General features: G+C 63.3%; 22 protein-coding genes and 1 pseudogene. 13 read left to right on the top strand and 10 right to left on the bottom strand.

Annotated features, from left to right (window positions below; all coding sequences use genetic code 11):
- Nucleotides 1-169 precede the first annotated feature (169 nt).
- Nucleotides 170-1,963, bottom strand: coding sequence for an alginate export family protein (locus tag HLH25_RS09295; protein WP_375288967.1), 1,794 nt, complete (start codon nucleotides 1,961-1,963; stop codon nucleotides 170-172).
- A gap of 625 nt (nucleotides 1,964-2,588) precedes the next feature.
- On the bottom strand, nucleotides 2,589-2,903 hold the full coding sequence (locus tag HLH25_RS09290; RefSeq protein ID WP_246401832.1) for a winged helix-turn-helix transcriptional regulator: 315 nt from the start codon (nucleotides 2,901-2,903) through the stop codon (nucleotides 2,589-2,591).
- Nucleotides 2,904-3,198: 295 nt separating this feature from the next.
- Here HLH25_RS09290 and HLH25_RS09285 point away from each other — a divergent pair.
- The 5 genes and pseudogenes from HLH25_RS09285 to hflX all read left to right on the top strand — a co-directional run.
- Nucleotides 3,199-3,669 (top strand): annotated as a pseudogene (locus HLH25_RS09285) (NAD-dependent dehydratase); the annotation flags it as partial.
- Nucleotides 3,670-3,810: 141 nt separating this feature from the next.
- Nucleotides 3,811-4,962: an SMP-30/gluconolactonase/LRE family protein gene (locus HLH25_RS09280; protein WP_246401820.1), complete on the top strand. Its 1,152-nt coding sequence runs from the start codon at nucleotides 3,811-3,813 to the stop codon at nucleotides 4,960-4,962.
- Nucleotides 4,963-5,157: 195 nt separating this feature from the next.
- On the top strand, nucleotides 5,158-5,451 hold the full coding sequence (locus tag HLH25_RS20255; RefSeq protein WP_246401818.1) for an alpha/beta fold hydrolase: 294 nt from the start codon (nucleotides 5,158-5,160) through the stop codon (nucleotides 5,449-5,451).
- A gap of 5 nt (nucleotides 5,452-5,456) precedes the next feature.
- Nucleotides 5,457-6,008 (top strand): alpha/beta fold hydrolase, encoded by a 552-nt coding sequence (locus HLH25_RS20250; RefSeq protein WP_246401816.1) that lies wholly within the window; start codon nucleotides 5,457-5,459, stop codon nucleotides 6,006-6,008.
- Nucleotides 6,009-6,131: 123 nt separating this feature from the next.
- On the top strand, nucleotides 6,132-7,490 hold the full coding sequence (hflX, locus tag HLH25_RS09270; RefSeq protein WP_182973798.1) for a GTPase HflX: 1,359 nt from the start codon (nucleotides 6,132-6,134) through the stop codon (nucleotides 7,488-7,490).
- A gap of 52 nt (nucleotides 7,491-7,542) precedes the next feature.
- Here the strand turns inward: hflX and HLH25_RS20515 are convergent, their stop codons facing one another.
- Together HLH25_RS20515 and HLH25_RS20510 are read right to left on the bottom strand one after the other, a co-directional pair.
- Nucleotides 7,543-8,070: an FAD-dependent monooxygenase gene (locus HLH25_RS20515; protein WP_182973797.1), complete on the bottom strand. Its 528-nt coding sequence runs from the start codon at nucleotides 8,068-8,070 to the stop codon at nucleotides 7,543-7,545.
- Nucleotides 8,067-8,834, bottom strand: a complete 768-nt coding sequence (locus tag HLH25_RS20510; protein ID WP_182973796.1) for an FAD-dependent monooxygenase — start codon at nucleotides 8,832-8,834, stop codon at nucleotides 8,067-8,069. The genes HLH25_RS20515 and HLH25_RS20510 overlap by 4 nt, the downstream gene beginning before the upstream one ends.
- 101 nt (nucleotides 8,835-8,935) lie before the next feature.
- On the opposite strand from HLH25_RS20510, the gene HLH25_RS09255 reads away from it, so the two are divergent.
- Nucleotides 8,936-9,421: a MarR family winged helix-turn-helix transcriptional regulator gene (locus tag HLH25_RS09255; RefSeq protein WP_182973795.1), complete on the top strand. Its 486-nt coding sequence runs from the start codon at nucleotides 8,936-8,938 to the stop codon at nucleotides 9,419-9,421.
- A gap of 66 nt (nucleotides 9,422-9,487) precedes the next feature.
- Here the strand turns inward: HLH25_RS09255 and HLH25_RS09250 are convergent, their stop codons facing one another.
- Both HLH25_RS09250 and HLH25_RS09245 read right to left on the bottom strand, forming a co-directional pair.
- On the bottom strand, nucleotides 9,488-11,128 hold the full coding sequence (locus HLH25_RS09250) for a dihydroxyacetone kinase subunit DhaK (protein ID WP_182973794.1): 1,641 nt from the start codon (nucleotides 11,126-11,128) through the stop codon (nucleotides 9,488-9,490).
- Nucleotides 11,129-11,446: 318 nt separating this feature from the next.
- Nucleotides 11,447-12,421: a DMT family transporter gene (locus tag HLH25_RS09245; protein ID WP_310889080.1), complete on the bottom strand. Its 975-nt coding sequence runs from the start codon at nucleotides 12,419-12,421 to the stop codon at nucleotides 11,447-11,449.
- A gap of 26 nt (nucleotides 12,422-12,447) precedes the next feature.
- On the opposite strand from HLH25_RS09245, the gene HLH25_RS09240 reads away from it, so the two are divergent.
- From HLH25_RS09240 to HLH25_RS09230, 3 genes are all read left to right on the top strand, one after another.
- Nucleotides 12,448-12,915: a hypothetical protein gene (locus tag HLH25_RS09240; protein ID WP_182973793.1), complete on the top strand. Its 468-nt coding sequence runs from the start codon at nucleotides 12,448-12,450 to the stop codon at nucleotides 12,913-12,915.
- Nucleotides 12,916-12,983: 68 nt separating this feature from the next.
- Nucleotides 12,984-14,216 carry a DUF3142 domain-containing protein gene (locus HLH25_RS09235; RefSeq protein WP_182973792.1) on the top strand — a complete coding sequence of 411 codons (1,233 nt, stop codon included), beginning with the start codon at nucleotides 12,984-12,986 and terminating at the stop codon, nucleotides 14,214-14,216.
- Nucleotides 14,200-16,587, top strand: coding sequence for a hypothetical protein (locus HLH25_RS09230; RefSeq protein WP_182973791.1), 2,388 nt, complete (start codon nucleotides 14,200-14,202; stop codon nucleotides 16,585-16,587). The genes HLH25_RS09235 and HLH25_RS09230 overlap by 17 nt, the downstream gene beginning before the upstream one ends.
- 96 nt (nucleotides 16,588-16,683) lie before the next feature.
- On the opposite strand, the gene HLH25_RS20505 is transcribed toward HLH25_RS09230, so the two are convergent.
- The 3 genes from HLH25_RS20505 to HLH25_RS09220 are packed head-to-tail and all read right to left on the bottom strand — an operon-like array spanning nucleotide 16,684 to nucleotide 17,815.
- Nucleotides 16,684-16,818: a hypothetical protein gene (locus HLH25_RS20505; RefSeq protein ID WP_259654860.1), complete on the bottom strand. Its 135-nt coding sequence runs from the start codon at nucleotides 16,816-16,818 to the stop codon at nucleotides 16,684-16,686.
- A 7-nt stretch (nucleotides 16,819-16,825) separates the two neighbouring features.
- Nucleotides 16,826-17,236 (bottom strand): YceI family protein, encoded by a 411-nt coding sequence (locus HLH25_RS09225; RefSeq protein ID WP_246401814.1) that lies wholly within the window; start codon nucleotides 17,234-17,236, stop codon nucleotides 16,826-16,828.
- A gap of 48 nt (nucleotides 17,237-17,284) precedes the next feature.
- Nucleotides 17,285-17,815 carry a DUF2501 domain-containing protein gene (locus HLH25_RS09220; protein ID WP_182973790.1) on the bottom strand — a complete coding sequence of 177 codons (531 nt, stop codon included), beginning with the start codon at nucleotides 17,813-17,815 and terminating at the stop codon, nucleotides 17,285-17,287.
- A gap of 465 nt (nucleotides 17,816-18,280) precedes the next feature.
- On the opposite strand from HLH25_RS09220, the gene HLH25_RS09215 reads away from it, so the two are divergent.
- The gene (locus tag HLH25_RS09215; RefSeq protein WP_114729090.1) at nucleotides 18,281-18,469 is read left to right on the top strand and encodes a YqaE/Pmp3 family membrane protein; all 189 of its coding nucleotides are present in this window, start codon (nucleotides 18,281-18,283) and stop codon (nucleotides 18,467-18,469) included.
- A 631-nt stretch (nucleotides 18,470-19,100) separates the two neighbouring features.
- Here the strand turns inward: HLH25_RS09215 and HLH25_RS09210 are convergent.
- The gene (locus HLH25_RS09210; protein WP_220791750.1) at nucleotides 19,101-19,988 is read right to left on the bottom strand and encodes a prohibitin family protein; all 888 of its coding nucleotides are present in this window, start codon (nucleotides 19,986-19,988) and stop codon (nucleotides 19,101-19,103) included.
- 1,182 nt (nucleotides 19,989-21,170) lie between these two features.
- Between HLH25_RS09210 and HLH25_RS09205 the strand changes: the two genes are divergently transcribed.
- From HLH25_RS09205 to HLH25_RS09195, 3 genes are all read left to right on the top strand, one after another.
- Entirely contained in the window at nucleotides 21,171-21,413 is a 243-nt protein-coding gene (locus HLH25_RS09205) for a helix-turn-helix domain-containing protein (RefSeq protein WP_182973788.1), read from the top strand.
- 71 nt (nucleotides 21,414-21,484) lie between these two features.
- Nucleotides 21,485-22,108 carry a hypothetical protein gene (locus tag HLH25_RS09200; RefSeq protein ID WP_182973787.1) on the top strand — a complete coding sequence of 208 codons (624 nt, stop codon included), beginning with the start codon at nucleotides 21,485-21,487 and terminating at the stop codon, nucleotides 22,106-22,108.
- 185 nt (nucleotides 22,109-22,293) lie between these two features.
- Nucleotides 22,294-25,056, top strand: a complete 2,763-nt coding sequence (locus tag HLH25_RS09195) for a DUF927 domain-containing protein (RefSeq protein ID WP_182973786.1) — start codon at nucleotides 22,294-22,296, stop codon at nucleotides 25,054-25,056.
- The last annotated feature ends 825 nt before the right edge of the window (nucleotides 25,057-25,881 follow it).

Below are 25,881 nucleotides of genomic sequence, written 5' to 3'. Positions count from 1 at the left end.
GCCCGATGCCTGTGATAACGGGCATCCAGAGCTTCCCCGTCAAGAGGAACCTCACGGCTGCGTTATCATAAGAGTAAGGTCGATCCGCTCTCGGGAATCGAGCCCGCCAGGCGCGCGGGCCCACGAGCATGCCGCCGGCTCATCCCGGCGGCATGCAATCCTGCACCATTCAGAACGTGAGTTCCAGATTGGTCTGGAAATAGGCGCCCGGCTTCGCACCGGCATCCCGCAATCCACGCGACAGCGCCGTATATTGCCCGTCGACGCTGAAGGTCACATGTCGCGTTGCCCGCCAGGTGAAGCTCCCCTGGGGCAGCACGCCGCTATAACCGCCCGACGGGCGATAGGCATAATTCACGGCACCGGGAAAATAGATCGTATCGTGGATCGAATTCCGCCACAGCACCGGCACCCTCAGCAGCAGCGACGTATTGATGGTGGGCGACATCGTCACCAGCGGTCCCACATCAATCACGTTCTGCAGGTTGAAGTTCTGCGCCAGGTCCAGATAGTACGCGCTGGGCACGAAGGGCGAGAGGAAGGTCCCCCAGGTACTGGTCGCACTCTTGCGGGTATCCCCACCCGAAATATCGTCGGCCTGGATTCCGATCGCGGGCCGCCCCCACCAGTTCGCGAACCGCCACGCTACCGAGGCATTGAACGAATAGGCCGACACCGGCCGCGTCGGGCCGTTCTTCGTCGCCTGGAAATTCCCCCCCTGCCACATGCCGCCGGCGGAGAATTCGATCGGCCCGGCATTACCCCACACGCGCATACCCGGCGTGTCACGATGCGTCGAACCCGCGACAATGCCCTTCGTCGCCGTGATCGGGCTGCTGGCCAGCAGATAGCCGAGATAATAGGTATCGACGAAAATCTGGCTCTTTTTGCCGAACGTCTTGAATTCGGGGATCGCGTAAGACGTATAGGCGCCAAACAGCCGGGTCTTCCATCCGACCTGATCATGAAACGCCCGATATTCGTAGTTGGTCAGAGACAGGTCGAACAGATCGACGCGGAACCGTTTCCAGACGCTGTAGCCACGCAACCCGTTCCATGAATACGGAATGGACGGATAGACACTGCCCGCCGAGATATTGGGCGGCACGTCAAGGAACGTCATGCGGCCGATCATGGCCCCCATCGTCGCCCCCAGCATATGCCCACGCACTTCCACGAATGCCTGCTGCGCATCGACCCGGTTCCGCCAGCGGGCATTATAGCCGAATTTGTTGCCACCGGTCGCCTGGCCGCTCATCAGTTCGCCATAGAAACGCACATGCTCGCCCAGATGCAGGTCCGCGCCGAGATTGGTTCGCAGGTTGGACAGATAGGTATGGCTCTTCCCCACCGCCCCCAGGGCGGGATGCTGCTCCCAGAAACCGTGATGCCGGAAATTGCCGCTCAGCGTCAGGTAGATCGAGCCACTGTCATTGAGCGCGATATATTTCAGCGGATCGAGAAAATCATGGCGATTGCGCTTGTCGCGAAGGCTCGACCAATCCTCGGCCCAACGCGCCACCGCGTAATATCCCACCGTGCCGAAGCCGGAAGCCGCCCCGGTATTCGCGTTGAACACCCCCCACGGCCCCTGATGCAACTGAATCGGCGTCAGCGGATGCAGCATCAGCGATTGCGGCTGGCCATACAGTTCCGGCCGGCTGGTCTGCGGCGGCAATTGCTGGGGCGGTGCATGCCAGAATGAATCCCGGCTCGGCACGACCGGCGTGACGGCCGGAGCCGGTGTCGTTGCCGCACCGATCGAGGTCGCAGGCGGGGTCGCAGCCGTCGCACCAGTTCCCGCTGTCGCCTGAGCAAGCTGACTACGGGTGGTCACGATCTCGGCGTCTCCCGGCGCCGCGTGGGCAGGCATGACGAACACCACGCCGGCAAGAGCGGGCAACAGAACCCGTCCACCTTTCTGCAAACGGGACAATGACGAAAACCCAGAGGACATATACATAGCCAGATCTTTTTCTTTATTATTGTCAGGCATCACAGAACAACCGCGCATTCATTCCGCCACGCGCCGTCCTGTCTCTGAGAGGCAGGAAACCACCCCAGGGATGGGCGCTTCCGCCGACAACCACCTACCGGGCGAAGCACGGGCCGTGAGATTCCTGTTCCGCGAACCCCGCCCTCATGCTGGCCGCCCACAACGGGAAGCGAACCGCACAGACTTCTCGAAAACCCCTGCAAGCGGGGAAACAATCCCGGATCGGGAAAACCCACGGGAGCAAAGCCGGCGCACAATCATGACCCAACTCTCCAACGGTCACAAAACAATTCAACCGCCCTCTACAAAGAGAGTGACCATCCGCTTTTGTCGGATTTTCTCTAAAAAAAGAAATAACAATTATATGTTTTCCGGATAAATTACGCTCACAATCCAGTGTGGAAAATCCCGAAATTCACCATTCAGTTACCAACCTCCACCGGGTCGAAATACCAGCATCACCAACCGGAACACCCTGACTAGGCTTCAGGGATGTTTCCTGAACGCCGAAGATGCTTGCAAAGTTTCGTTTACGAACGGAGAGCACCAGCCCACACCGGCAGCGAATACCTCGAAACCGTCCATGCAGCCTTCAAACAGCCCCCTGCGCTCCCTTGCGGACGCGCGTCACATGGGCATCCCCCCGGTCAAGCACGGCGGCATGTTCCGCCCCCCAGTGATAGAGCGTCTCCACCGGCTCGACCATTTTCCGGCCCAGCGCCGTCAGCCGATATTCGGCCACCGGCGGCATCACCTGATGCACCTCGCGTGCCACCAGCTCCATCTCTTCCAGTTCCCGCAGCGTGTGCGTCATCATCTTCTTCGACAGGCAGGGAATACTGCGCAACAGCGCGCCGGGCCGCGACGCGCCCCTCCCCCCCAGCAGATGCAGCGTGTGCAGAATCATCGTCACCCATTTGCCGCTGAACAGCCGCAACAGCCGTCGCGGCGCGCAGCCTTCATCGAAGGGGCCTGACGATACACATCGGGCAACGGAGTAAGCGACATGATGACCCTTCCCTATGGGAACCTTCTGGTACCCAGGGCACGAAATAGTACCGGATTGTCCTTTGTATCCACGCACAAAAATTTGCGAAAACTGTTTTCCTGTTATGGAGAGTTCCATTCCTCACACAGCCCTGATCGTCGACGCCACCGGAATCGTCGGCCAGAACCTGGCCAACCGCCTGGTCGCGGAAGGCTGGACCGTCCACCGCCCCCACACGATCATCGGCCACGCCATCGGCAACGTGATGAACATGGGCTCCACCCTGGCCGTCTATGCCAGCATCTGCCGCGAAACCGGCCGACCGTTCGTCTTCCCCGGCTCGCCCACGCAATGGAGCGGCCTGACCGACGTGACCGATGCCCGCCAACTGGCCAGCCAGATCCACTGGGCCGCCCCCTATCCCGGCCACGCCACGTCGCTTGAGAACGTCCTGTCCGCCGACGCCCCCCTCTGGGCCGACATCGCGGCCCGGCACGGACTGCGCGAAAACGCGCTCGATCGCCTGGCCCTCCCCTGGCACACCGGCGCCGAACTCGGCCGCCCGATCGAATGCGTGACCGACATGAGCAAGAGCCACACCCTCGGCTTCACCGCCTACCAGACCACGCCGAAATCCTTCTTCTACCTATTCGAAATCCTGCGGGCCCAGCGCTATATTCCCTGAAAGCCCGACCAAAGACGCGTGCTGGCGGCGGCGTCCTCTTCAGCACATATTTCGGTCAGGCCCCAAGCCGATCCCTTGACCCGGTCGCCCTGGCGGTGAACCGTTCCCCGACCAGCTCAAGCGAAGGGAGCAGCACGCGCCATGAAACCGGAAATCGAGGGCCTGACCCGCAGAACGCTGCTTGCCGCCGCCGCCACCATCCCGCTGTCACGGCCGGCCGTGGCAGCGACGGCGGCGGCCCCTGTCCTCTCCGTCGCCGCCATTGCGCCCTTCCTGTGCAGCGGCGTAGCGGTCACGCCGGACGAGACGATCTTTCTCGGCATGCCCCGCTTTCCCGGCAACGAAGCCACATTTTCGGTCGGCCGGGTCGCGCCTGACGGCACGGTCCATCCCTTCCCCGGAGGAAGCTGGAATGCCTGGAAACCGGGCCAGGACGGCAGCGCCGCCTTCGTGATGGTCAACGCCATCCATCTCTTCGCCGACGGCACGCTCTGGGCGGTCGACCAGGGCGCCCCACCGGGCCAATCTCCCGAACCCGGCGCCCAGAAACTGGTGCAGCTCGACACGACGTCCGGCGCCGTCCTGCGCGTCCTGCGCTTCCCCGAGGACATCATGCCCCCCGGCGCGCAGTTCAACGACCTGCGCATCCATGGCGACCTGCTATTCGCCACCGACAGCGGGCTGGGCGGCATCGTCATCCACAATCTGAAAACCGGCCGCACGCTGCGCCGCCTCTCCGCGCACCCGCTGCTGCGCAACGACGCCACCCACATCCACAAAGGCGGCGGCGGCCGCATCCTCCAGGACGCCCAGGGCAACCGCCCGCAGGTGCAGAGCGACGATATCGAAATCGACGCCGACGGTACATGGTTCTATTTCGCCGTCCCTGCCGGCCCGCTGAAGAAAATCCGCGTCGCCGACCTGCTGGACGACCGCAAATCGGATATCGACCTCGCCGCCCTGGTGCAGGTCGCCGCCGAAATCCCCAGCATCGGGGGCACCTGCATCGACACGCTGGGCAATATCTACCTCTCCAACGGCGAAAACGCCCGCATCGTCATCCTCTCCCCCGACGGCCGGCGCACGACGCTGGTGCAGGACCCGCGCCTGACCTCGCCCGACGCCCTGTTCATCGACAGCAAGCGCACGCTCTATGTGCCCTGCTCGCAGATCGAAAAGCTCGCCATGTTCAATGGCGGAACCGACGGCACCCGCGCCCCCTTCCTCGTCCTGTCCCTTCCCCTGCCCGAACAGCTCGGCGCGCTGCGCTTGGGCGCCGCCGTCGAAGGATAAGCCCCCATTCCGCTCCGCGTCCGCCAAATCGCAGCCGCCGCCCTGTGCGGCACCTTTCTCGCCGTCGGCGCGCCGGCCCATGCGGCGGAGCCGGGCGGCAACAGCGGTCCGTCCTACGGGCCAGAACTGCAAGGCTTCGCCTATCCCTGGCCGGCCGGGCAATTCACCTTCACCTCCCAGCGCCAGCCGCTGAGGATGGCCTATCTCGATGTCCCGACCCTCCACCCAAACGGGCAGGTCGCGGTCCTGCTCCATGGAAAGAATTTCTGCGCCGCGACCTGGGAAGGCACGATCCGTTTCCTGACCGCCCACGGCTACCGCGTCATCGCGCCGGACCAGATCGGCTTCTGCAAATCCAGTAAACCGCGCGCCTATCAGTTCAGTTTTCCGCAACTGGCCCACAACACACACGACCTGCTAGCCCATCTCGGCGCGCAGAAGGCGGTCCTGATCGGCCACTCCACCGGCGGCATGCTCGCCATCCGCTAGCCCTGATGTACCCGCGCGAGCTTACGCACCTGGTGCTGGTCGATCCGATCGGCCTGGAAGACTGGCTACAGAAAGGCGTCCCCTACCGCACCGTCGACGACTGGTACCGTGCGGAACGCGGCAAGACCGCCGCCCAGATCCGTGCTTACGAAAAACGAGTCTATTACGCCGATGAATGGCGCCCCGATTACGAAAAATGGGCCCAGATGCTGGCCGGCATGTATCGCGGCCCCGGCAGCGACGACGTCGCCTGGAACTCCGCCCTGCTCTACGACATGATCCTCACCCAGCCGGTGGTCCACGACCTGCCCGACCTCAGGGTTCCCACCCTGCTGATGATCGGCGACAGGGACATCACCGCCATCGGCAGCGACACCGCCCCGCCCGCCATCCGCGCCACGCTGGGCCACTACCCCCAACTGGGCAAGGACGCCGCCGCCGCCATCCCCGGCGCGAAACTGGTGGAATTCCCCACGCTGGGCCACTCGCCGCAGATGCAGGACCCGAACGCCTTCCACACAGCGCTCCTGGCAGGGCTGAGCACCCCACTCCCCTGATCCATGCAGGGCCATCGCGTGTCCCCAGCACAGGGCTCCCGACCAGATCAAAGTTTTTTGGTTCTTTTTTCCAAAAAAGAACGACGGCTCCGGCCACAGCCCGATCCGTGCTACAAACACGCGATGGAAACCACACCCCCCATTCCGCGTGCCGTCCTCGTCGGCATCCAGACCCCCGATATCGACGACGTCGCCCACGAAGCCAGCCTTGAAGAACTGGGTCGCCTGGTCAAGACGCTGGGCTACGAAGTCGTCGGCTCGGTTTCGCAGAAGCGCGAAGGCACCGGCGCCGCCTCCCTTCTGGGCGCCGGCAAGCTGGAAGAACTGGCGGCCCTGACCGGCGGCAGCGGCGTCGTCACCTCCATGGCCACGCCCCCGATGACCAAGGCCCGCAAGCGGTTCGAAACCACCCCCGACACCCCCCGGCCATCCAGCCCCGAGCCCGATCCGGACGCACCGCCCCGGCCGGAATTCGTGATCGTCGATCACGAACTCTCTCCCAGCCAGATCCGCAATCTCGAACGCGCCACCGGCGCCCAGGTGCTGGACCGCACCGGCGTGATCGTCGAGATCTTCCACCGCCACGCCAACACGCGCGAGGCGAAATTGCAGGTGGAGATGGCGCGCCTGAAATATGTCGCCCCGCGCCTGCGGGAATCCGGCACCGGCGGCGGCCGCCAGCAGGGCCCCGGCGCCGGCGAAAGCCATCTCGACCTCGACCGCCGCAAGATCCGCGACCGCCTCGCGGAACTGAAAACCCAGCTCGAAGCCGTGCAGCGCGACAGCGACCAGCGCCGCTCCGCCCGCCGCGACCAGTTGCGCGTGGCCCTGGTCGGCTACACCAACGCCGGCAAATCCTCCCTGATGCGCGCCCTCACCGGCAGCCAGGTGCTGGTGCAGGACAAGCTCTTCGCCACCCTCGACACCACGGTCCGCACCCTCCAGCCAGAAACCCGTCCCCGCGTGCTCGTCTCCGACACGGTCGGCTTCATCAAGCAACTCCCCCACGATCTGGTCGCCTCGTTCCGCTCTACCCTCTCCGAGGCACTGGAAGCCTCCCTGCTCCTCTTCGTGGTCGATGCGTCAGACCCGACCTACGAAGCGCAACTGGAGGTCAGCCGCAGCGTGCTGCGCGAAATCGGCGCCGACACGGTGCCCTCCCGCCTGGTCCTCAACAAGATGGACCGCGTGGACGCCACCCGCCGCGCCGCCCTGCTGGAAAAACACCCCGACGCCATCATGCTCTCCGCCCACGCGCCGGAAGATGTCAGCGCCCTGCGCGAAACCATCATCGCCTTCTTCGAAGCCGAGATGGTGGATGACGTCCTGGTCCTGCCCTACGCGAAACAGAAGCTGATCGGCGAAATCTACGAAAGCGCCCGCGTGCTCTCCGAGGACCATGACGAAACCGGGCGCGTGCTCAAGGTGCGTGCCCTGCCCGGCGCCATGGCGCGGCTGCGACGCAGCCTGGCCGCCGGGTAGGCGTTCTTTTTTGAAAAAAGAACCAAAAAACTTTGATTCGTTCGGGATCAGTTCAGAGCACGCCGGACAGATAGGACTCCAGCCGCTCTTTCTCCGCCAGGGGCGCCACCGCAGGTGCCCCCTCCCCGACGAGCAGGGTCCAGTGCGGCCCGGCCAGCAGGTCGAACAACCGCCGCTCCTGCCCGCCCGCGCCCCGCACCACCGCATCCGGCATCCGGTCACCCGCCTCGACGCGACGGCCATCCCCGGCCAGATCCAGCGCAAGAGACGACCCGCGACACCCCAGATCGAGCTGATGAACTTCCCGCCCCCGCCGCATCTCCCCCTGCCGGGCCTTCTCCAGCAACCCGGTCGCCAGACCCAGCATCCCCGCCGCGACCGGCCGCCGCTCTTCTTCATAGGTCTCCAGCAACGCCGCCGGCGCGCCACCCAGCACGGCCGCCAGTTTCCAGCCCAGGTTATACGCATCCTGCACGCTGGTATTGAGCCCCTGTCCCCCCGTCGGCGGATGAATATGCGCGGCATCTCCCACAAGAAACACCTGCCCGACCCGATACCGGTCCGCCTGCCGTGCATTCATCGCATTAGCCGACGCCCAGCGAACCTCCCGCACCCGGACCACGCCCCCCCCGGCAAGCGCGCATCGACGAACGCCTGAAGACCACCAACCGAAAGATCGACATCCCCCTCGAACGCAACAGGCGCCTGAAGCTGGAACAGTTCGCCACCCGGCAGCGGGCAGAACCCCATCATCCGCGTCATGTCGCCATGGTTGAACCGGTGCCACACGGCCCGATCCAGGCCCTCCAGCACGATATCGGCAACAATCGCCCGCACACCAAGGGTTTTCCCCGGAAAGCCGACCTGCATCTCGTGGCGGACGAACGACCGCCCCCCATCGGCACCGACCAGATAACGGCAGCGGATCACCTCCGCCCCATCCTCACCCGCGACATGGGCCGTTACCCCAGCGCCGTCATCGGCAAAGGACGTCAGCCGTGTCCCATAGTCCGGGCGATGACCGAACGCCACGAGCCGATCGCGCAGGATCGCCTCGGTCCGAAACTGCGGCACCATCAGCGGCGCGCGATAGGGTTCGTCCACCGTCGCCGACGCGATCGTGATCTCCTGCACGTCGTCCCGCGTGCCATCACCGCGATAGACGCGCTGCGCAGGATAAGGCCCTCCGGCGGCAGCCAGACGGTCGATGATGCCGAGATCCTCGAACACCTCCTGATTACGCGGCTGGATGCCCATGCCGCGCGACCCCGCGAACGGCTCCGCCAACTGGTCGATCAGGCGAAACGCCACCCCACGACGAGCCAGATCGACCGCAAGCGTCAACCCCGCCGCAAATCACAACGTCCGTGTCGCGTAAAACAGTTATTCTGCTTTCCTCCCGCACGAACAATGTGCATCACGCACATATTAAGGAGCGTATCGGGATGTCAAATAAAAAGGTGCATAATGCACACATACGCACACGCCTCCCCGCCCTGCATCGTGCGTTGATCGAAATCGTCGGTGTCATCAACAGGCCGGAACGCGACCAAGCCCTGCTCGGGGCCGCCGGCCTGCCGCTTGAGCGCGCCCTGTTTCCGCTCCTGGTTCTGGTCGAGCGCCTGGGCCCGATCGGGGTGATCGATCTTGCGGGCCGTATCGGCCGCGATCACACCACGGTCAGCCGCCAGATCGCGCGGCTGGCGGAACTGGGCCTGGTCACCCGCCACGGCGGCGCGACCGACCGCCGCGTGCGCGAAGCCACGATCACCCCATCGGGCAAGGACGCGACCGGCGCGATAGACCGCGCCCGTGCGACAATGGCCGTCGGGCTGTTCAAAGACTGGGACAAGGCCGATTTCGACCAGCTTGTCCGCCTCCTCGGCATGCTCGCCGAAGATATGACCAGGCCCCCCGAAAAAAACGCCTGAAACAACCGAATGGGGTCAAGGGGTCCAGGACCCCTTGCGGGTCGACGGCAGCGCCCTCGCCTTCCCTCACCCTCCCGGTATCAACGCCTCGAACAGCCGCGCAATCGCTTCGGCCCCCGGATCGGACACATTGTCCAACTGCCCGTCGGGGATGTAGGACGCCCGCCCGGCTTCCGCCTTGCCCATCTTCGCCGTGGCATCGGCCCCGCCGCGCGCCGCGCGCACCACCTCGGCCCACGCCGCGCCCGCATCCAGCGCCCGCACCGCCGGGATCAGCGCATCGAGCATGGTGCGGTCTCCTTCCCGCGCGCCGCCATAACGCTGCATCGCCGCAATGCCCTCCAGCAGCGCGGCTTCCCAGCGCGCCTGTTCGCTCCGCCCCGCCGTCGCAAACAGGATCGACAGCAGCGCCCCGCTCGACCCACCGGCATGGCGGGCCAGCAGGCGCCCCAGCGTCTGCATCAGCGCCTGCGGGTCGGCCAGCGGCAGCCGGTCCAACGCACCGTCGATCACGCGCGCCGTCTCGGCGAAGGTGGAGCCGGCGTCACCATCACCGATGCGCGCATCCAGCGCGTTCAGCGCCTCTTCATTCTCCAGCAGCACTTTCGCGCCACGCTGCACGGCATCCCGCAACGCCGGATTGTTCGAGGGCGCGGCGGCGAAAATATCCGGCAGGTCCGGTACGGCAATCACCGTCGGCTCCTGCCACGGCGCCATGCCCGTCCATGCCGTGGGTGCCACGTCGGCCTGCAACGAAGCCGCGATCTCGTCGGTCAGTTCCACCAGCGTGAGAGAAAACCCGTTCATGTCCAGCGCGGTCATGAACGGCGCGGGCCCGGCCACCAGCGCCACCCTGCGCGCCAGCGCGGTAGCGGCAAAGGCTTCCAGCAGCAGCGACATCTCGATCACCGGCGTCGTACCGAGATTGTTCAGCATCAGGGCATGGCGCGCCTCGCCCTCCGGCAGAGCCGCCAGCAGGGCGTCCGCCGCCAGCGTCATCAACCCGCCGGCATCGGCCAGCGCGATGCGCTTTGCCCCCGGTTCGCCATGAATACCCAGGCCCAGTTCGCCCTCGTCCGCCGCCAGACGGCTGGCATGGCCCTCGTCATAGGTATCGCAATCGCTCAGCGACAGACCGATCGAGCGCGTGCGCGCCGCCACGTCGGCCGCGAATGCCGCCACCCGCTCCAGCGACGCCCCGCTTTCGGCCATGTGCCCGGCAGCCTTGTGTACGATCACCGTGCCCGCGATGCCGCGCGCTTGTCGATGGCCGGGCAGCGAGATATCGTCACCGACGATCACCATCTCCACCTTCAGCCCCAGCGCGCGCGCCTGCTCGGCCGCCAGCCCGAAATTCAGCCGGTCGCCGGTATAGTTCTTCACCACCAGCAGGCACCCGGCCTCACCGGTCACGGCCAGAATGCCCGCCAGAATCGCATCCACACCCGGCGAGGCGAACAGCGACCCGCAGACCGCCGCCGTCAGCATCCCGCGCCCGACGAAGCCGGCATGGGCGGGCTCATGCCCCGAGCCGCCGCCGGAAATCACGGCAACCTTGCCCGCGCCCCGCTCCCAGTCCCGCCGCAGGATGACCTTGATATCGGGATAGCCGTCCAGGCGGCACAGATCCTTCCCGGCGGGCGAACGCAACAATCCTTCCAGCGCCTCGGGCACCAGACGTTCGCGCGTATTGAAGAATCTTTTCATGCCTGAAAAGCCTTTCGTTCCGAGTTCCACCACACACCCCACGCCGATCCGGGCCGGCGGAGGGTCAGGGACCATAAGAAGGTCACCGGCTCAGGACAACGCCTCCCAGCCAGACCCGCCCCTGCACGCATGATGGTGGACAGCACGGCACAGGAATGCCGGCGCAAACACGCCGTCCCCGTGCCAGACAAACGCCGGCCGTCCCCACGCCGTTCCCTCACGCAGCGGGCCGGACACCGGAACGGAGCGCCCCCAATGGGCCGCGCGCACCGAAGCGCAGGAAACGCGTGCCAGCTCGCCACCAGCGCGCATGTGCGGTCAGGCTGGTTCTTCGTGGTCTTCGTTGACGAGCATCGACGCCGCATGCCCACGGCTCACCGCGATCGGCGGCGGTCCGGGCACATGCTTTTCCTGCTCGCGCACCAGCGTGATCAACCCGGAACAAATGATCAGGCCAATGCCCGTCAGCGTCACCATGTCCGCCGAATCACCGAAGACCAGATGGCCGATCGCCAGCGCCCAGATCATCTGGCTGTACTGGGTCGGCGCGATGGCCCCCGCCGAGGCGTGGAGCGCGGAATGCATCAGCAGCACGTTCGCCAGCGCCGCCAGCAGCCCGTAACTGGCCAGCAAGGCAAGCTGATGCGCATCGGGCAGCGCAAAGGACGGCAGGCTGACCAGCCCGCAGATGGTAACGCCGCCGAGAATACCGGCCCCGAACAGCGAAATCTGCTTTTCATGGGCTCCCGACGCCCGGAAGGTCACGACCGAGATCGCCCCCGCCATCCCGGCCACCACCGCGCCCAGATGACCGATCGACAGCGGCCGCAGACCGGGCCGCAGCACGATCAGCACGCCGATGAAGCCCAACCCGATCGCGAGCCAGCGCGGCCAGCCGATCCGCTCCTTCAGAAAGACGATCGACATCAGCGTCACGAACGAAGGCTGTAGAAAGATCAGCGTAAACGCCTCGGCCATCGACAGATGGCTGAACGCCGTAACGCTGCCGATAATGCCCAGCGGATAGGCGATGAAGCGCACCATCCACAGCTTACGGTTCTGCGTCGTGAACACATCGACCAGCCGATCCCTCCCGCCGAGCAGGAAGGGAAACACCACCAGCGCGCACAACGAGCCGAAAAACGCGCACTCATACGGCGGCAGCCCGTCCCGGATCAGCTTCACACTGGCATCGCTGCACGAGAACGCGGCGAATGCGGCAAAGGCCAGCATGATGCCGCGCAGCGTATCGGCACCGCCATGAGACGAAGAGGAAGGGGCGGGATGGGTCACTCTGGCTGTTCTCGAAAAATGGACGGATGCATGATGGCTCCGACAAGAGCGAAGCCCCCTGCCCGTTTCGGAGCCATTCCGCAAGATCCGTGACAAGAAAGCGGGCTATTGACAATAGCAGTAGCAGAGCGTCCCCGAAAAATACCGCCTGCCGCTCCTATCGGAACAGCGCAGTCATCACGCTTTCGTGTCCCCCATCGCAGCACTTCCCGACAGAACACGACGCCGCAGCGAAAGATGCCTTTTTTATTTTAAAGGAAGCCACCATTCCTCACGATGAACATTATTGGAAAGACCGCAATCGCTCTCTCCCTTTTCTGAAGGAAAAGAAGCCGGAAGGCTTTTATTCGGTCAGGGAACATCCCATGCTCCCGGCACAAGGCTCCCCGGCGGAGCAAAGTTTTTTTTACAGCCCCCTCTCCAGCCAGGTTCCGCGCCCCCAGCCGGACAGCACAACAGGAAAGACGGTTGACCGCGCACCCGTCACGGCATGATCATCCAGCAACCGCGCTTCGCAAGCGATCCTGCCCTCCACCGCTTCCGGAGCCCCCGACCAGACGAAATGACCGATTTTTTAAAAAAGCCCTACATCCCAATCGTATTTTTATTATGCCTGATCGGCATCCACACCGCCTTCACCACCCGCACGGGCGGGGCGCTGCCCAGTGACGCCTATATCTGGCAACGCCAATGGACCCCGGCCGTCAGCACCGCCGTCACCGCCAGCCAGCCCATCATCCGCACATGGCGCATTCTCGCGGCAGAACTGGACGGCCACGGCTCCTGGGTGGACATAACCCCCGACAGCCTCCTGCTGGCACGCACACACATGCCAGTCATCGCCGTCATCCGCATCGAAGGCCAACTGGCCGACTGGGATGAGGAGCAACTGGCCGCCCATATCCTCGCCGTGAAAGCCGCCTGGCAGCAGCGCGGCATCACGGTCTATGGCCTCGAAATCGACCATGATTGCGCCACCGTCCGCCTGCCGGCCTATGCGCGTTTCCTGGCGCTGCTGCACGGCCGGCTGGAGCCGACACCCCTTTCCATCACGGTCCTGCCGACCTGGCTGGCCTCCCCCGAACTGGAAGAGGTGCTGGCCCGGGTCGATGACGCGGTCTTGCAGATCCACGCCGTCCAGAATCCGCAATTCGGCCTCTTCAATCCCGAGAAGGCCCATGAATGGGTCAGAATCTTCGCCCAGCGCCGTCGCGGCCCATGGCATGTGGCCCTCCCCGCCTACGGCACGCGCGTCACATGGGGCACCGACGGACGGATCGCGGGCATCGAGAGCGAGCAGGACCGTCTCATGGGCGCCGACAGCGGCCACGAACTCGTGGCCCCTCCCGCCGAAATCGCCGCCTTCATGAAACGCATCGAACACGCCCCGCCGCACGGCCTGGCCGGCTGGGCCTGGTTCCGCCTGCCCACTTCCGACGACAGAAGGGCCTGGAGCCTGTCGACATGGCGCGCGGTCATCACCCATCAGCCCCTGCGCACCGCGCTGTCGGTGAGCCTGCACCGTTCCTCGGCCACGGCGCCCTACGATATCGTCCTGGCCAATGCCGGCAACGCGGATGCCGAGGCCCCACCAGCCATCCGGATCGAGAGCCCCTGCCCATCCGGAGCCGACGGCCTGAACGGCTATAATCTGGATTACGATGCCCAGGGCATGTGGCTGCGGCGCGCGCAGCCCGGCCTGCTGCGGGCAGGGCAACAGGCCGTCATCGGATGGGCGCGGTGCGATCGGGGAACAGTCAGAGCCTATGCCGGAACCCATGACAGGCAGAGCTGATCCACCTGCCCCGAAGGCGCCCGCCGCGCACGCCATCCGCCGCCACGCGCTGGTCTTCGCACTGTCAAGCGCAGCCGGCATCTCGCTTGTGCTCGCCTGCGGCATGGATTTTCCAAACCAGTTGCTCGACGACCGCGAAGGCACGCTCAAAAGCACGCCGGCCACGTCCTTCGCCTACGAAGCCAGCCATCTCGTCGTCCCGGACGACGCCCTCCGCATCGCCAGGGCCGTCCCCCGCCCCGCCCAATCCCCAGATCCCGACAGCCTCCCGCCCGAAGCGGGCATGGAGGTCCTGACACCCCTGCAACAGAACCGCATCGTCATGATGCGCAACGCGATAGATGGCGATTCTGCCTACAACCAGGGCGACGGCATCCCTCCCGCGATCCGCCTCTATACTGCCGGCGCGGTCGATTACGCCCTCGTGCGCAAAGGCATCCCTGGCGATTATGCCGAGCACGCCCGCCAACATTTCCAGGCCGTGCTCGACCTCCCTGACGGCCAGGGCCAGAGCCGCGCCGTCTGGGCCGCTTACATGCTCGGCCGCCTGCAACAGGAGCGTTTCTTCGCCACCGGCAATGCCGAGGCCCGCGCGGCGGCCGCGCACGCCTTCGCCCAGGCCCGCGCCCTTGCCCGGCAGGGCGCGCCCGATCCGCTCTCCCTCGCCGTCGCCAGCTACGGCGAACAAGCCCGATCCTATCTGATGGCCGCCGGGAGCGCCTGCGGCTGGAAAGCCTTCCTAACCAGCGCCCCCTGTGCCGATCATATCGAAGCCGCCAACCTCACGCACGCCATCGGCCTCTATGCCCAACAGGCCGCGCGCGGCGCCAGTGGCGGCGTCATCTCGCTGCAACTGATCGCCGCATGGGCCATGGCGGACCCGCGCCGCGCCCAGCGCCTGATCGAAGACCCAATCGGCCAGAAACTCCTGGTCGCCTATGCGCTGGCCCGCACCGGCGACATCGTCAACGACGACCCCGCCACAGCATCCGACTACGACGCACCGGACCGGGGCGGCCTCGGCTATCACGACGCGGCGCGCGGCCTTCGCGGCAATGACTGCCCCTACTGCACCGCAATCCGCACCATCCGCCCCAATCCGGCCATCGTCACTCTCGTCGATGCCATTCAGGCACGCGGACTCAACCACATCGCGCAGGCCGACTGCCTGGCCGCCCTGGCCTATCGCGGCGGCCGCTACGATCTGGCAAAAACGCTGGCCACCATGCAGCCCGGCCCGCTATCGCACTGGGTGCTGGCCAAACTGGCCATCCAGCATGGCGACCTCGCCGCCGCCTCCCGCCATTACGCCGACGCCGCCAAGGGATTTCCCACCCTCCATGACGATCTGGCACCGGAGGAAATCAGCCGCCTCCGCGCCGAGCAGGGCGTGCTGACCCTGTCCCGCGGCCAATATGTCGCGGCCTTCGATTGCCTCTACACCGCCGCCGCCAGCGCCGGCAGCCGCAGCGGCATCGCCTTCGATGCCGCCTACGTCGCCGAACGGGTGCTCACGACCGAGGAACTCCGCCATTATGTCGATGCGCACATCCCCGCCACGCACGGCCCGGCCATCCCCTGGGCGGCCCCGCCCGAACCCGATACGATCAGGATGATCCTCGCCCGCCGACTGGTCCGCGCCGGCCGCATCAGCGAATCCCTGGGTTATTTCCCCGAAGACAACGATCCCCGCTACGCCATCGACGGCAAACCCACCCCGTTCCGCACCTGGGCCAGAACCTACGGCAACGCGCTGCACGACGCGCAGCATCGCTGGACGGCAGTCGGTCGCGCCCAGGCATGGTTCACGGCGGCGACCATCGCCCGCACCCACGGCATGGACATCATGGGCACCGAGCAGGATCCGGATTATGCGGTCTTCCACGGCGGCTTCTCCATGGGCGCCGGCCGTACCGTCGCGGTTCTCGTCCCGCCCGACAACCAGCCGACACTCCCCATCACCCGAAAGGCCCGCACCGCCGCCGCCCTGCCCGGCCCGCTCGTCACCGAGGGCGAACGCACCCGCTTCGCCGCCAGCGAAGCCGCCCCCTACCGCCGCTTCCACTACCGCGCCATCGCCGTCGACCAGGCCGAAAACGCGGCCGACCTGCTCCCTCCTCGCTCTCAGGCCTTCGCCGCCGTCCTGTGCCAGGCCGCCGGCTGGGGCACGGGAGCGGATGCCGACCTGTACCACCGCTATGTCCGGCAAGGCGCAGCCGTCCCCTTCGCAAAGGATTTCGGCCGGCATTGCGCGGCACCCGATTTTCAATCCGCTGCCCTGGATTCTTACGCGCGGCCTTTCCAGCCGCTCCACCGATGGCTTCATCGGCACCTGATCATGCCGATCGCCGCGCTGATGGCGCGGCTGTAAAGGGGGTCTTCTTTTTCTGAAGAAAAAGAAGCAAAAAGACTTTTATACGTTCGAGAGCACGGCTGTCCGTTCACGCAAAACACCTGAACGGATCACCTATTTGAGCGTAATGACCGTCTCCGACCGAACCATCGGATCGACCGAATGCAGCAGCGTGCTGACACCCCACAGCCGCTGATCGAACGTCGCATTGCTGACGATCCGATGCAGCGTATTCCCCGAAAAGCGCATCTGGGTCTCAAACGTGACAGGATGCGCCTTCCCCCCGCATCGTCAACGTGCCGACAAGCTGGGAATGAACCTCACCGCCCACGATCCTCGGCCGGCACTCTCCCACATAACGCATGGTCGGATGCGCGTCGCTATCCAGCATGATGCCCGAGAGCATGACCTGTTTCATGACGGCACTGCCGACTTTCAGAGACCCGACATCCATGGTCAGGTTCACATGGCAGGTCTGCCGATCCAGATCATACTGCAACCGCCCGGACACGCCCGCGAAGCTGTCATCAATATCCGTCAGCGCCGACCGCGCATGCAATCGCGCCTCCGTATTTCCCGGATTCAGCACCAGCACCTGCGGCGCCGCGACCGCCACCCGCGCACCAAAAAAACCCATCGCCATGGCCGCCAGCAATCCAGAAATCATGACCGGTGATGCCGCGCCGCACGGCATGCACCGGTCACGAAAACCGCATCAGTCGGCCAGCGACTGGCCCTTCTTGACCAGATCGCTGCACAGTTCGACCCGCTTGGACCGGTCGAGCGTGGAGATATCGAACGGCGTGCTGGTACCGGTCTGCAACAGACCCTGCCCACCGACCGAATAGAACTGGTCGTTCTTCACGTCATCACGCTTGACCAGCGCCCGCGCGGTGGTACGCGCCGTGGTGCCGTAGACGAGTTTCTTGTGAATGCAATACGTCACCAGACCGGCAACATTGCCCGCACTGGCCGAGGCCAGCGTCGGCAACCCGTTTTCGCCCAGCACACCGGGCGTCGCCGCAGTCGTCGAACCCGTCACGCCATTGACGATCTGCGCACCCTGCGTCGCAGGATTGGATGCCGGATCGACCGGCGACGTCACCGGCACACTGCCAGCCGGCGGGGTCGAGAGCGTCGTCCCGGCAGGCACCTGTGCCGGCACACCCTGCGCCCGCGCGGCCCCCACGACGGAAAACGCCAGACCACAGGAAACGGCAAGAGCGGCGAATCGATTCATCAGCATGGCAGAGCCTTTCAGCAAATCATTCAAACAACAACCCAAGACGCGACGCACGACAGCCGCCTGATCACGTCATTTCGAGCCGTATAGTCCGAAGCCAAAACGCCTCAGCCAGCCAACAGTTCTATGCCATACTGCAACAATACCCATTCCACCCCATAGCGCGGCAGAACTGGCCCCCTTCACCTCAAGCAGACACGGCCATCACCATCACGATGTCCGACATTACTTTCCGGCTGGTTAATTATAGATGCGCGCCATGTTCCGCCGGCCCATCCCATGATTGTACCCGTTATCCACATGATTGTACACAGGGGCCCCGTGGCAGGACCCAACACGTCACGCCGCAACGCCACCCCGGAACTTTCCTTTGGCTTGCGGCCGAAACGCACGCAGAATACATGGTCCAGGGTTTCCCCGTATCGCGAGGAAACTCATTGATCAACATTTCGCATAGAGACCATCCACATGCGCCTCCTTCTCGCTCTCCTTCTCCCCTGGCTTCAGTTTTTCACCATTGGCAGACCCATTGCCGGCATCATCTGCCTGCTTCTTCAGATTACGGTCATCGGCTGGATTCCCGCCGCGATCTGGTCGGTCTACGCCCTCAGCCAGTACAAGACAGACCAGAAAATCAAAAAGGCGATGCACGGCTGAACACCCCCCACACCGGGCGGGATCCAATGGCATCCCGCATCGGACCGCAGACCGTCCAGAATACGAATCCCCGTGTCGTGCTGCGGGGAAACTCCAATCCGACGCACGCCTGCCATAAAACGACCGGCTATCGCGCGACGATGACAAACGTGAATGCCATTCCCGATACCCCGGCCTTCACTAAAATTCTTCGAACCGACCGAAACCAGAAAATGCAGCGATGTCTTTCTGAATGCGGAAGTGGATCTTTCCCACATCCGACGGCTCCCGACCGCCAGCACCCCGGACCAGGCTCCCGCCCCAGAAATCCCGATGCTCCATCGCGCATGTCAAAAAACCGCAGAAAGAGCAAACTCCGCAACCGTCCTGGAAGATCATCCGTAAATTTCTGCAGGACGTCGGATTGGATACCAGATGCTTGACGCTGAAGCGTCTGGAACAGAGAGCCCTGAAGGCGAATTTCAAAGACGATATGCATTATCAGAAAGAAAATGGTTAAGCATATCCTGACAGATAAGGTGAATTCTCTATTTGCTTGTCAGGGCTCGGCCGTAAACGCGCGTTTACGGCCTTTTGCGGCAACCGGGGGTGCAACCTCACCGGCCCGGCCGCGAAGCATCGCCCATCGCTTCTACGGCGAGATCGTACTGCCGATGAAGGGTATCGGCGCACCCGCGCTCAGATAGGTCGGCATGGTGCCGTTCCACCGGTCCAGCGCCTTCTGCTGCAACAGCGGCTGCGTCAGCGATTGCGAGACCAGATTATTGGCCTTGGCCTGGGCCTGCGACGTCACCAGCAGGGCCTGCGCCTGCCCCTGCGCGGTCGCGATCGCAGCATCGGCCTGCGCCTTGGCCTGGACCACCTGCTGCTGTGCCGATATCTGGGTCTGCTGCAAGGTATATTGTGCCTGAAGGGCCTGCTGCTGGGCCACCTGCTTGGCTTCGATGGCCTGCTCATAAACCTGCGAGAAGGCAAAGTTCGATATATTCACGGCCTCGATACTCAAGTGGTAAGGAAGCAGCGATTTGATCACCAGGTCCTTGATCTGCCCGTCAACGATATCTCGTTTCGTGATCAGTTCCTCGGCATTGTAATTCGCGGTTACCGCCTTCACGTCGTTGGAAACCGTCGGCCCGATGATACGGCTCCCCAGAATGTTGAAGGCCCGGAAATCCCGATAGAACCCCGGCGCGTCGGCCGGATTGATGTGAAAGGTCACCGAAACCGCGGTATGAACGTTCTGCAGGTCATGGGTGGCCGCCCGCTCGTCGGAGGTCACGGTCTGCGGCTGTGTCGAGACAAGCACGATCTGCTGGTAGACAGGGATCGCGAAGCGCAGGCCCGGATTGAGCGGCGTCGGCTGCACCGAGCCAAAATTCAGCAGAACGCCACAATAGCCCGATGCCACCTGGTAGAACGGGTTCAAAATCAGAAGAACCACCAGCGCCAATACGGCCGCGATACCAACCCTGAAAATCCCGGACGAAAACAGTTCGTTCGACGTGTTGAATCTCATCATGATCTCCATGAAGCCAGAAGGCTTCGCACCACGCCCATTATTGCGCAGCCAAATCATATTGGAAATATGCACGATCCCCGTGATCGATTTTCTTTTCCTTCAAATAAAATCAGAGAAAATTCTGTCAAGAATAATATTCTACTTAACCAAAAAAAACATAGAAATAGCGTTTTTCAAAAAATATTCAATTTTTTGAGGCCGACACGCTGAACCCCAAAGGAACGCGCAATCCGCTTCACTTGCGTGTCAGGCGCACCCGATCGGTCCATGACCACGACACGCACCACTGATCAGACCCGTCTCTCACGAGAGGCGATGGAGCACATTGCGCACGCAAAACTCGATCCCGGAGTGTGTAAAACGCAGCCGATCAAGTCCGGCGGGCACAGGCGGCCATGCGCGGGACAGAGCGTATCCAACCAGACCTCGAAGGCGTCTAACCCATCGTAATTTCTGGCTATAATTCTGCGTTTACTTGGAAAGCTATGGCGTCCCATAGGGGCTTCGAACCCCTGTTGCCGCCGTGAGAGGGCAAAATGTGGTCATGGAAGACTGCGGGCTCCGTGGCTATGCCGTTGAAATATCCAGATTATTATGTCATCCCTCGTCACCCTTTGTCACCCCAAATCACCCCCGCCATGGTGCAAAAATGGTGCATCTAGGGATGCCTGTGCCGGGCTTGGTGGCCCATGCTTTGGTAAACGGACGCTGCCCCGTTGACGGGGGCAACAGCCTTAACTCCAGCCGCCATCAGGCTTCCGTGACCATATCCTAACTGCCCAAAGAATCGGATCGCGCGGCGTCTAATCACCCAAGGTAATGCCCAGTCAGGCGCAGTCGTCCATATTCGCCTACAATATCTTGACGCGCCCTCCCGCTGAACGTATATATGTAGATAGTCTAGCGGGCCGATGCGTGCGCTGGGCGGTTTATAGGGGATAGACTCGCGTCAGTTCCCGGAAGAAATTCCGGCAAGCGCGTTACAAATTGAGGATTGTGGAGCCAAACGGTTGAAACCTCCGTCACGATAACCCCCTTGGGGCGTGGCGGGCACAAGGCAGAGACCTCGTTTACAGAGTAGCAGCCGCTGTAAACGCTCGACAAGAAGCCACCCCGTGACCGACCCAGCATTCACCTCTCACGAGGGCACGCTGAGTCATGTCTGCTGTTCAGAATCCCATTTTGCTGACCGAAGCCGAAGCCGCTGAACGGCTGGGCGTCTGCCGCGCGTTTTTGCAACGGCTTAGGCTGGGCAAGATTCCGCCATCCAACAACCCACCAGGCGCCCCGCCCCATATCCGACTCGGCAACATGGTCAAGTATCGCCCGGCGGATATCGACGCATGGCTCGATGCGCTGTCGGACAGAACAGCAACGCGCCGGGGCGGATGGCCGACAGAAGCCGCTCAGGGTCAGGCTTCCTGACTGCACCGGGTCGCGGAACTCCCCCCCGCGTAATCCACACCTCACCACATATATATAAGGAGCGCGCAGCTATGAACGCTGCCACCCGCGCCGCCAATCCGTTCCACGGCACCCGGCGCCAGCCCCCGTGCCCGATCGACCCCGAGGATGAGTTGACCGCCCTCCCGCGCGTTTACCTCTCCACCTGGCGCCAGGCCACGCGCCCCAGGCCCCAGTCGGTTCGACCCGTCGCTCCGACCTCGCCGGCCGTCATTGGGCGCCTGTTGGGCATCGCGGTCGCGTCCGGGCTGCGTCGGCCCAATCATCAGTCATACGAGAACGACCCGCTCTACTGGCGCGAGTTCATGCCCGAGGATGCGCTCGTTAGCTTGATCCACGCGACAGGTGGCGGGTTCTGGCAGGTCGATATCAGTCTCATCGCCGTCGAGGACGAGCAGACGATCGACGACGTGATGGATGCGGTCATCAATATGTGCGTCGATGAATTCACGCGCCTGAACCCGGACATCGCGATCCCATGCAACGACGATGCCATTGCTGGTTCGATCCAGCAATGCGTCGTTGATGGATGGAGGGCCGGGAACACGCTCTCGGCGGTGATCGGCCGGGTTCGTGACGACTACCGGTGCGTCCGCAGCGACGTCGAGCAGGCCATCATCGAGCGGTTCAGGTCCAGGCCCGGACCGGCCGCATAACCTCGCCCCACAAACAAAAAACGCTGACCCACCCCGGCGAAGGGGCAAGCCAGCGACTCCGATACCCACAACCACACCCGCTCAACACATGCCGCAAGCAAGAATCGAGGGACTTGTCCCTTGATATGGGTGCCGGAGTCGCAGGGTCAAGCGTTTTCTCGCGCATTTCGCAGGAGAAAACGAAAATGACGCCCTCTATTGCTATCGACGCCGTGCAGGCGCCCGTTGCTACCAGCAATCCATTCCGTGGCGCCCGGCGCCGCGCCGACGATGCGTATGACCGCGAAGCCGCCGATCGCGAATATTCGACAACCGAGGTGCCGGCGACGCAAACGAATATTGTCCGCCTGCCGCCCCGGACAGTCTCGCCGCTACCTGTCGCCGCTCCGTCGGCGCCGCCGACCGAGACTGGCAAATCCGGCAAGGCTTCAAAGTCGAAGCCCAAACCGGCGCGGCCCGGCGAGCTTGTTCCGCAGATTCCTGCGCGACACACTCCGACACGAGACACTCTCCAGCGCCTGGCCCCGACTGACCTGCATGTTTACAACAATGCAGAGCAGGACACGATTCTCGCCGTCGCTGAATGCGAGGCAGGCCGGAAAATCGTCATATACGGCACAAAAGACGACAGAGCCGGCTGGCATGTCATCGACAATGACACATTCAATAAACTGTTCCCCCGGCGTCCGCTTTACGGGATGGATACGGTCGCCCAGAGTCCATCCCTGCCGGTCATCGTGGTCAGCAACGAGCGGGCCGCAAAGGCCGCCCAGGCTATGCATGATGGCGTCATCTTCGTGTCAGTCATGCCAGGTTCCCTGGCAAAGACCGACTGGACGCACCTCCGCGATCGAGAGGTCATCGTATGGCCCGATGCCGGAGATGCTGGCCTGCGGGATGCACGCGAGATTGCGGTCATGGTCGATGCGGACCAGCCGGCCGACGGCGCCGCCCCGCTAGTTCGGATCGTCAGCTTGCCGGAGGGCCTGCCTGACGGATGGGCGCTGGATCAGCCTGCGCCGGAGGGCGTCGAGGTCGATGTCGCGGCGCTGATCGCTGGGGCGGTTGAGCCGGGCCAGGTCGGGCTTGATGCCGGCGTTACGGAGAAGCCAATTTTTCCGGCCGGATACGAAATGACACCTGAAGGACTGGTTTTTCTGCGCCCCGCCTACAAAGCAGGCATGCCCGATACCGAGGTCCAGGTGACGACGCGGCCGTTCGAAATCGTCGCGGCTGTCGATAGCCGGTCGGCTTCAGATGCCGGACTGCTGTTGAACTGGCGCAGCGACCAGGGGCGCGTCAGGGAGTTCGTCGCGCCGAAACGCGAGATAACCAATGCGAAAAGCGACCTGTTTTCGGACATGGCTGGGCTGGGGTTCGGATACAACCCTGCCGCATCGACGTTGCTCAGGACGTTTTTCATGACGATCAAATGCACCGCCTTTACCCAGATCACTGACAGGACCGGCTGGTGCGTGTCCCAGTCCGGCGCATTTGATGCATTCGTCATGCCCGGCGGTGAGGTCATCGGCGGCGACGAGGAGCGTCTGATATTCAAGAACGACAATGTGGACGCCGAGACATTGAAGTCCTTGCACGCACCGTCGGGCACACTTGAGGATTGGCAGAATAGTGTCGCGGCTTATGCTGTAGGCAACAGCCGTCTCATATTCACGATCTCAGCCGCGTTCGCCAGCCCCCTGCTGCCCATACTCAAACAGCCAGGGGGCGGGTTTCATTTTTACGGGGCATCATCTCGCGGGAAAACGACCGCCATCATTGCCGGTGCAAGCGTGTGGGGAGACGTGAACTACCCGAACAGCACAATCGTCAAGAAATGGAGATCGACCGCAAACTCGATGGAAGGATTGCTTGAGCGCGTCTCGGGGACATGTGCGTTCCTCGACGAGGCGACCAACGCACCGGGACGGACCATCGGCGAAATTGTTTACATGGCGGCCGACGGCGAGGGCAAAAATCGGGCGACACGCGATGTTGGACTCCGGAAAAACAAGACGTTTCAACTCGTTTTCGTATCGAACGGCGAGAAAGACCTCAGCGAGATGATTGCGGCGGATTCCGGCATGATCACCGGCGGTCAGGATATCCGCATGCCGTCCATCAACGCTATCTGCAACCAAGAGCTTGGAGCGTTCGATACCATCCATGACGCCCCAAGCCCCGCATCGTTCTCGAAATTCATGGTCGATATATGCGAGAAATTCCACGGAACGGCCGGGCGACGATTCATTGAAGAGCTTATCCAGGAGATGAAAACGTCAGGAATCGACTATGTTCTCGATGTGATCGGACGCCTCCAGCACGACTTCCGCGAGAAATTCGTCTCACTGTCCGCCGACGGCCAGGTCAGTCGGGTCGCCGATCGGTTCGCGCTCGTTGCTGCTGCCGGCGAACTGGCGATCTGGCTCGGAGTTTTGCCGTGGGAGCCAGGTGCCGCTGCGGATGGCGTCGGGCGGGTGTATTTGGACTGGCTGCGTGAGCGCGGCGGTGAGGGATCGCGCGAGGAAATCAATCTGATCAAGGCGTTGCGTGAGTTCCTGATGCGTCACGGCTTCCGGCGCTTCGAGTCACTGCGCCGGACGGAGACAGCGCTGGGCGGAGGGTCGGAAGGGACGGCGGACGATTATGTCTCGCCGGTCGTTGATTGTATCGGCTACCGCGATCAGGTCGGCACCAACAATGAAACCGTCTTCTATGATTTCATTATTCCAGCGATTAACTGGGACAACTTCATCCGGGACGAACTCAAGGTGACGGCCATCAGCGGCGCGGATGCAGCCAAGGCTATCAGAGATGCAGGGTTTATGAAGATCGGGGCCGGAAAGGGTCTCACCATGAAGCGAACCCTGCCCGGAAAGGGCCGGCAGGTGGGGTGCTACATGATCTCGCATGACATTCTGAATGACGACGCGGAGACGAGCGGCTGACGCCAACACGCCAAGCGCGACCCACGGGGCGGCCAGAGCGATCTGGTCGCCTTTTTTGTGTCTGCGGAGTAGCGCTAACCGACCTGCATCAGCACCATGTCGGCTAGTAACCGACTTGGCGGGCGCTTGGTCGGTTAGTCATTATCTATACATATCCGCTACTTACGAGGCACTAACCGACCTAACCGACCTAACCGACCATTTTTGCGGTGATCTGGTGGGAGGGTGATACGTGATGCGATGACTGGGACAGATCGGCCGGAATGGAACAGGAGGCGCCGGCCGGGAAGGGAAAATGCTCGCGCGTGAGAATAATATATAAAAAGAGGTCGGTTAGGTCGGTTAGGTCGGTTAGCGGCCTAAGAAATGCCGGGAAACTGCGGTTTTCTACTAACCGACCTCAACGCGCCAGGTCGGTTAGTAGGGATATAGGTCGGTTAGCAGGGCGCTTCGAGCCGGAACGAGGCAGGCTGGAGCGGAGACGGGATTTCTGAAGGGGCGCGCTTCGCGCGGGGCTCGGGATACCCGGCTCCGCCGGGCTGCTTGATGCATTTATCATCGTCCAGTCGCTGATCAGATCGTCTAGCCGGCATCCATCAACGTCAGGTCGCTCACAGGTTCACCTGGCCGATCTTGCGCATGCCCCATCACCGCCAGCCCGGCGGCAGCCGGGCATCCCCTCGCCGCCTTCCTGCGCCCCTTCAGTCCATCTCGTAAACGCCCCCTCCCCCATGAACTCCCCCACCATCATCAACGAAACATCCAGCCAGCAACGACCCTTTCCCCTAGCCGCCCACACCGCATCACCACGCCTCCGCCACCCCG

The sequence above is a fragment of the Gluconacetobacter dulcium genome, assembly GCF_014174165.1.
GTDB lineage: Bacteria > Pseudomonadota > Alphaproteobacteria > Acetobacterales > Acetobacteraceae > Gluconacetobacter > Gluconacetobacter dulcium.
Note: the sequence above shows the minus strand (reverse complement) of the source record. Positions and strands in the feature narration are given on the sequence as shown.

Bases quoted from the DNA above. Each gene is read 5' to 3' on its own strand.
- HLH25_RS09220 (WP_182973790.1), bottom strand. From the start codon at position 17,815: ATGCTGATGAATCGATTCGCCGCTCTTGCCGTTTCCTGTGGTCTGGCG.
- HLH25_RS09250 (WP_182973794.1), bottom strand. From the start codon at position 11,128: ATGAAAAGATTCTTCAATACGCGCGAACGTCTGGTGCCCGAGGCGCTG.
- HLH25_RS09235 (WP_182973792.1), top strand. From the start codon at position 12,984: ATGACCGATTTTTTAAAAAAGCCCTACATCCCAATCGTATTTTTATTA.
- hflX (WP_182973798.1), top strand. From the start codon at position 6,132: ATGGAAACCACACCCCCCATTCCGCGTGCCGTCCTCGTCGGCATCCAG.
- HLH25_RS09290 (WP_246401832.1), bottom strand. From the start codon at position 2,903: ATGATTCTGCACACGCTGCATCTGCTGGGGGGGAGGGGCGCGTCGCGG.
- HLH25_RS09295 (WP_375288967.1), bottom strand. From the start codon at position 1,963: ATGTATATGTCCTCTGGGTTTTCGTCATTGTCCCGTTTGCAGAAAGGT.
- HLH25_RS20515 (WP_182973797.1), bottom strand. From the start codon at position 8,070: ATGAATGCACGGCAGGCGGACCGGTATCGGGTCGGGCAGGTGTTTCTT.
- HLH25_RS09240 (WP_182973793.1), top strand. From the start codon at position 12,448: ATGCATGATGGCTCCGACAAGAGCGAAGCCCCCTGCCCGTTTCGGAGC.
- HLH25_RS09215 (WP_114729090.1), top strand. From the start codon at position 18,281: ATGCGCCTCCTTCTCGCTCTCCTTCTCCCCTGGCTTCAGTTTTTCACC.
- HLH25_RS20250 (WP_246401816.1), top strand. From the start codon at position 5,457: ATGTACCCGCGCGAGCTTACGCACCTGGTGCTGGTCGATCCGATCGGC.
- HLH25_RS09255 (WP_182973795.1), top strand. From the start codon at position 8,936: ATGTCAAATAAAAAGGTGCATAATGCACACATACGCACACGCCTCCCC.
- HLH25_RS09195 (WP_182973786.1), top strand. From the start codon at position 22,294: ATGACGCCCTCTATTGCTATCGACGCCGTGCAGGCGCCCGTTGCTACC.
- HLH25_RS09280 (WP_246401820.1), top strand. From the start codon at position 3,811: ATGAAACCGGAAATCGAGGGCCTGACCCGCAGAACGCTGCTTGCCGCC.
- HLH25_RS09210 (WP_220791750.1), bottom strand. From the start codon at position 19,988: ATGATGAGATTCAACACGTCGAACGAACTGTTTTCGTCCGGGATTTTC.
- HLH25_RS20505 (WP_259654860.1), bottom strand. From the start codon at position 16,818: ATGCGCTTTTCGGGGAATACGCTGCATCGGATCGTCAGCAATGCGACG.
- HLH25_RS09225 (WP_246401814.1), bottom strand. From the start codon at position 17,236: ATGATTTCTGGATTGCTGGCGGCCATGGCGATGGGTTTTTTTGGTGCG.
- HLH25_RS09200 (WP_182973787.1), top strand. From the start codon at position 21,485: ATGAACGCTGCCACCCGCGCCGCCAATCCGTTCCACGGCACCCGGCGC.
- HLH25_RS20255 (WP_246401818.1), top strand. From the start codon at position 5,158: ATGGCCTATCTCGATGTCCCGACCCTCCACCCAAACGGGCAGGTCGCG.
- HLH25_RS09230 (WP_182973791.1), top strand. From the start codon at position 14,200: ATGACAGGCAGAGCTGATCCACCTGCCCCGAAGGCGCCCGCCGCGCAC.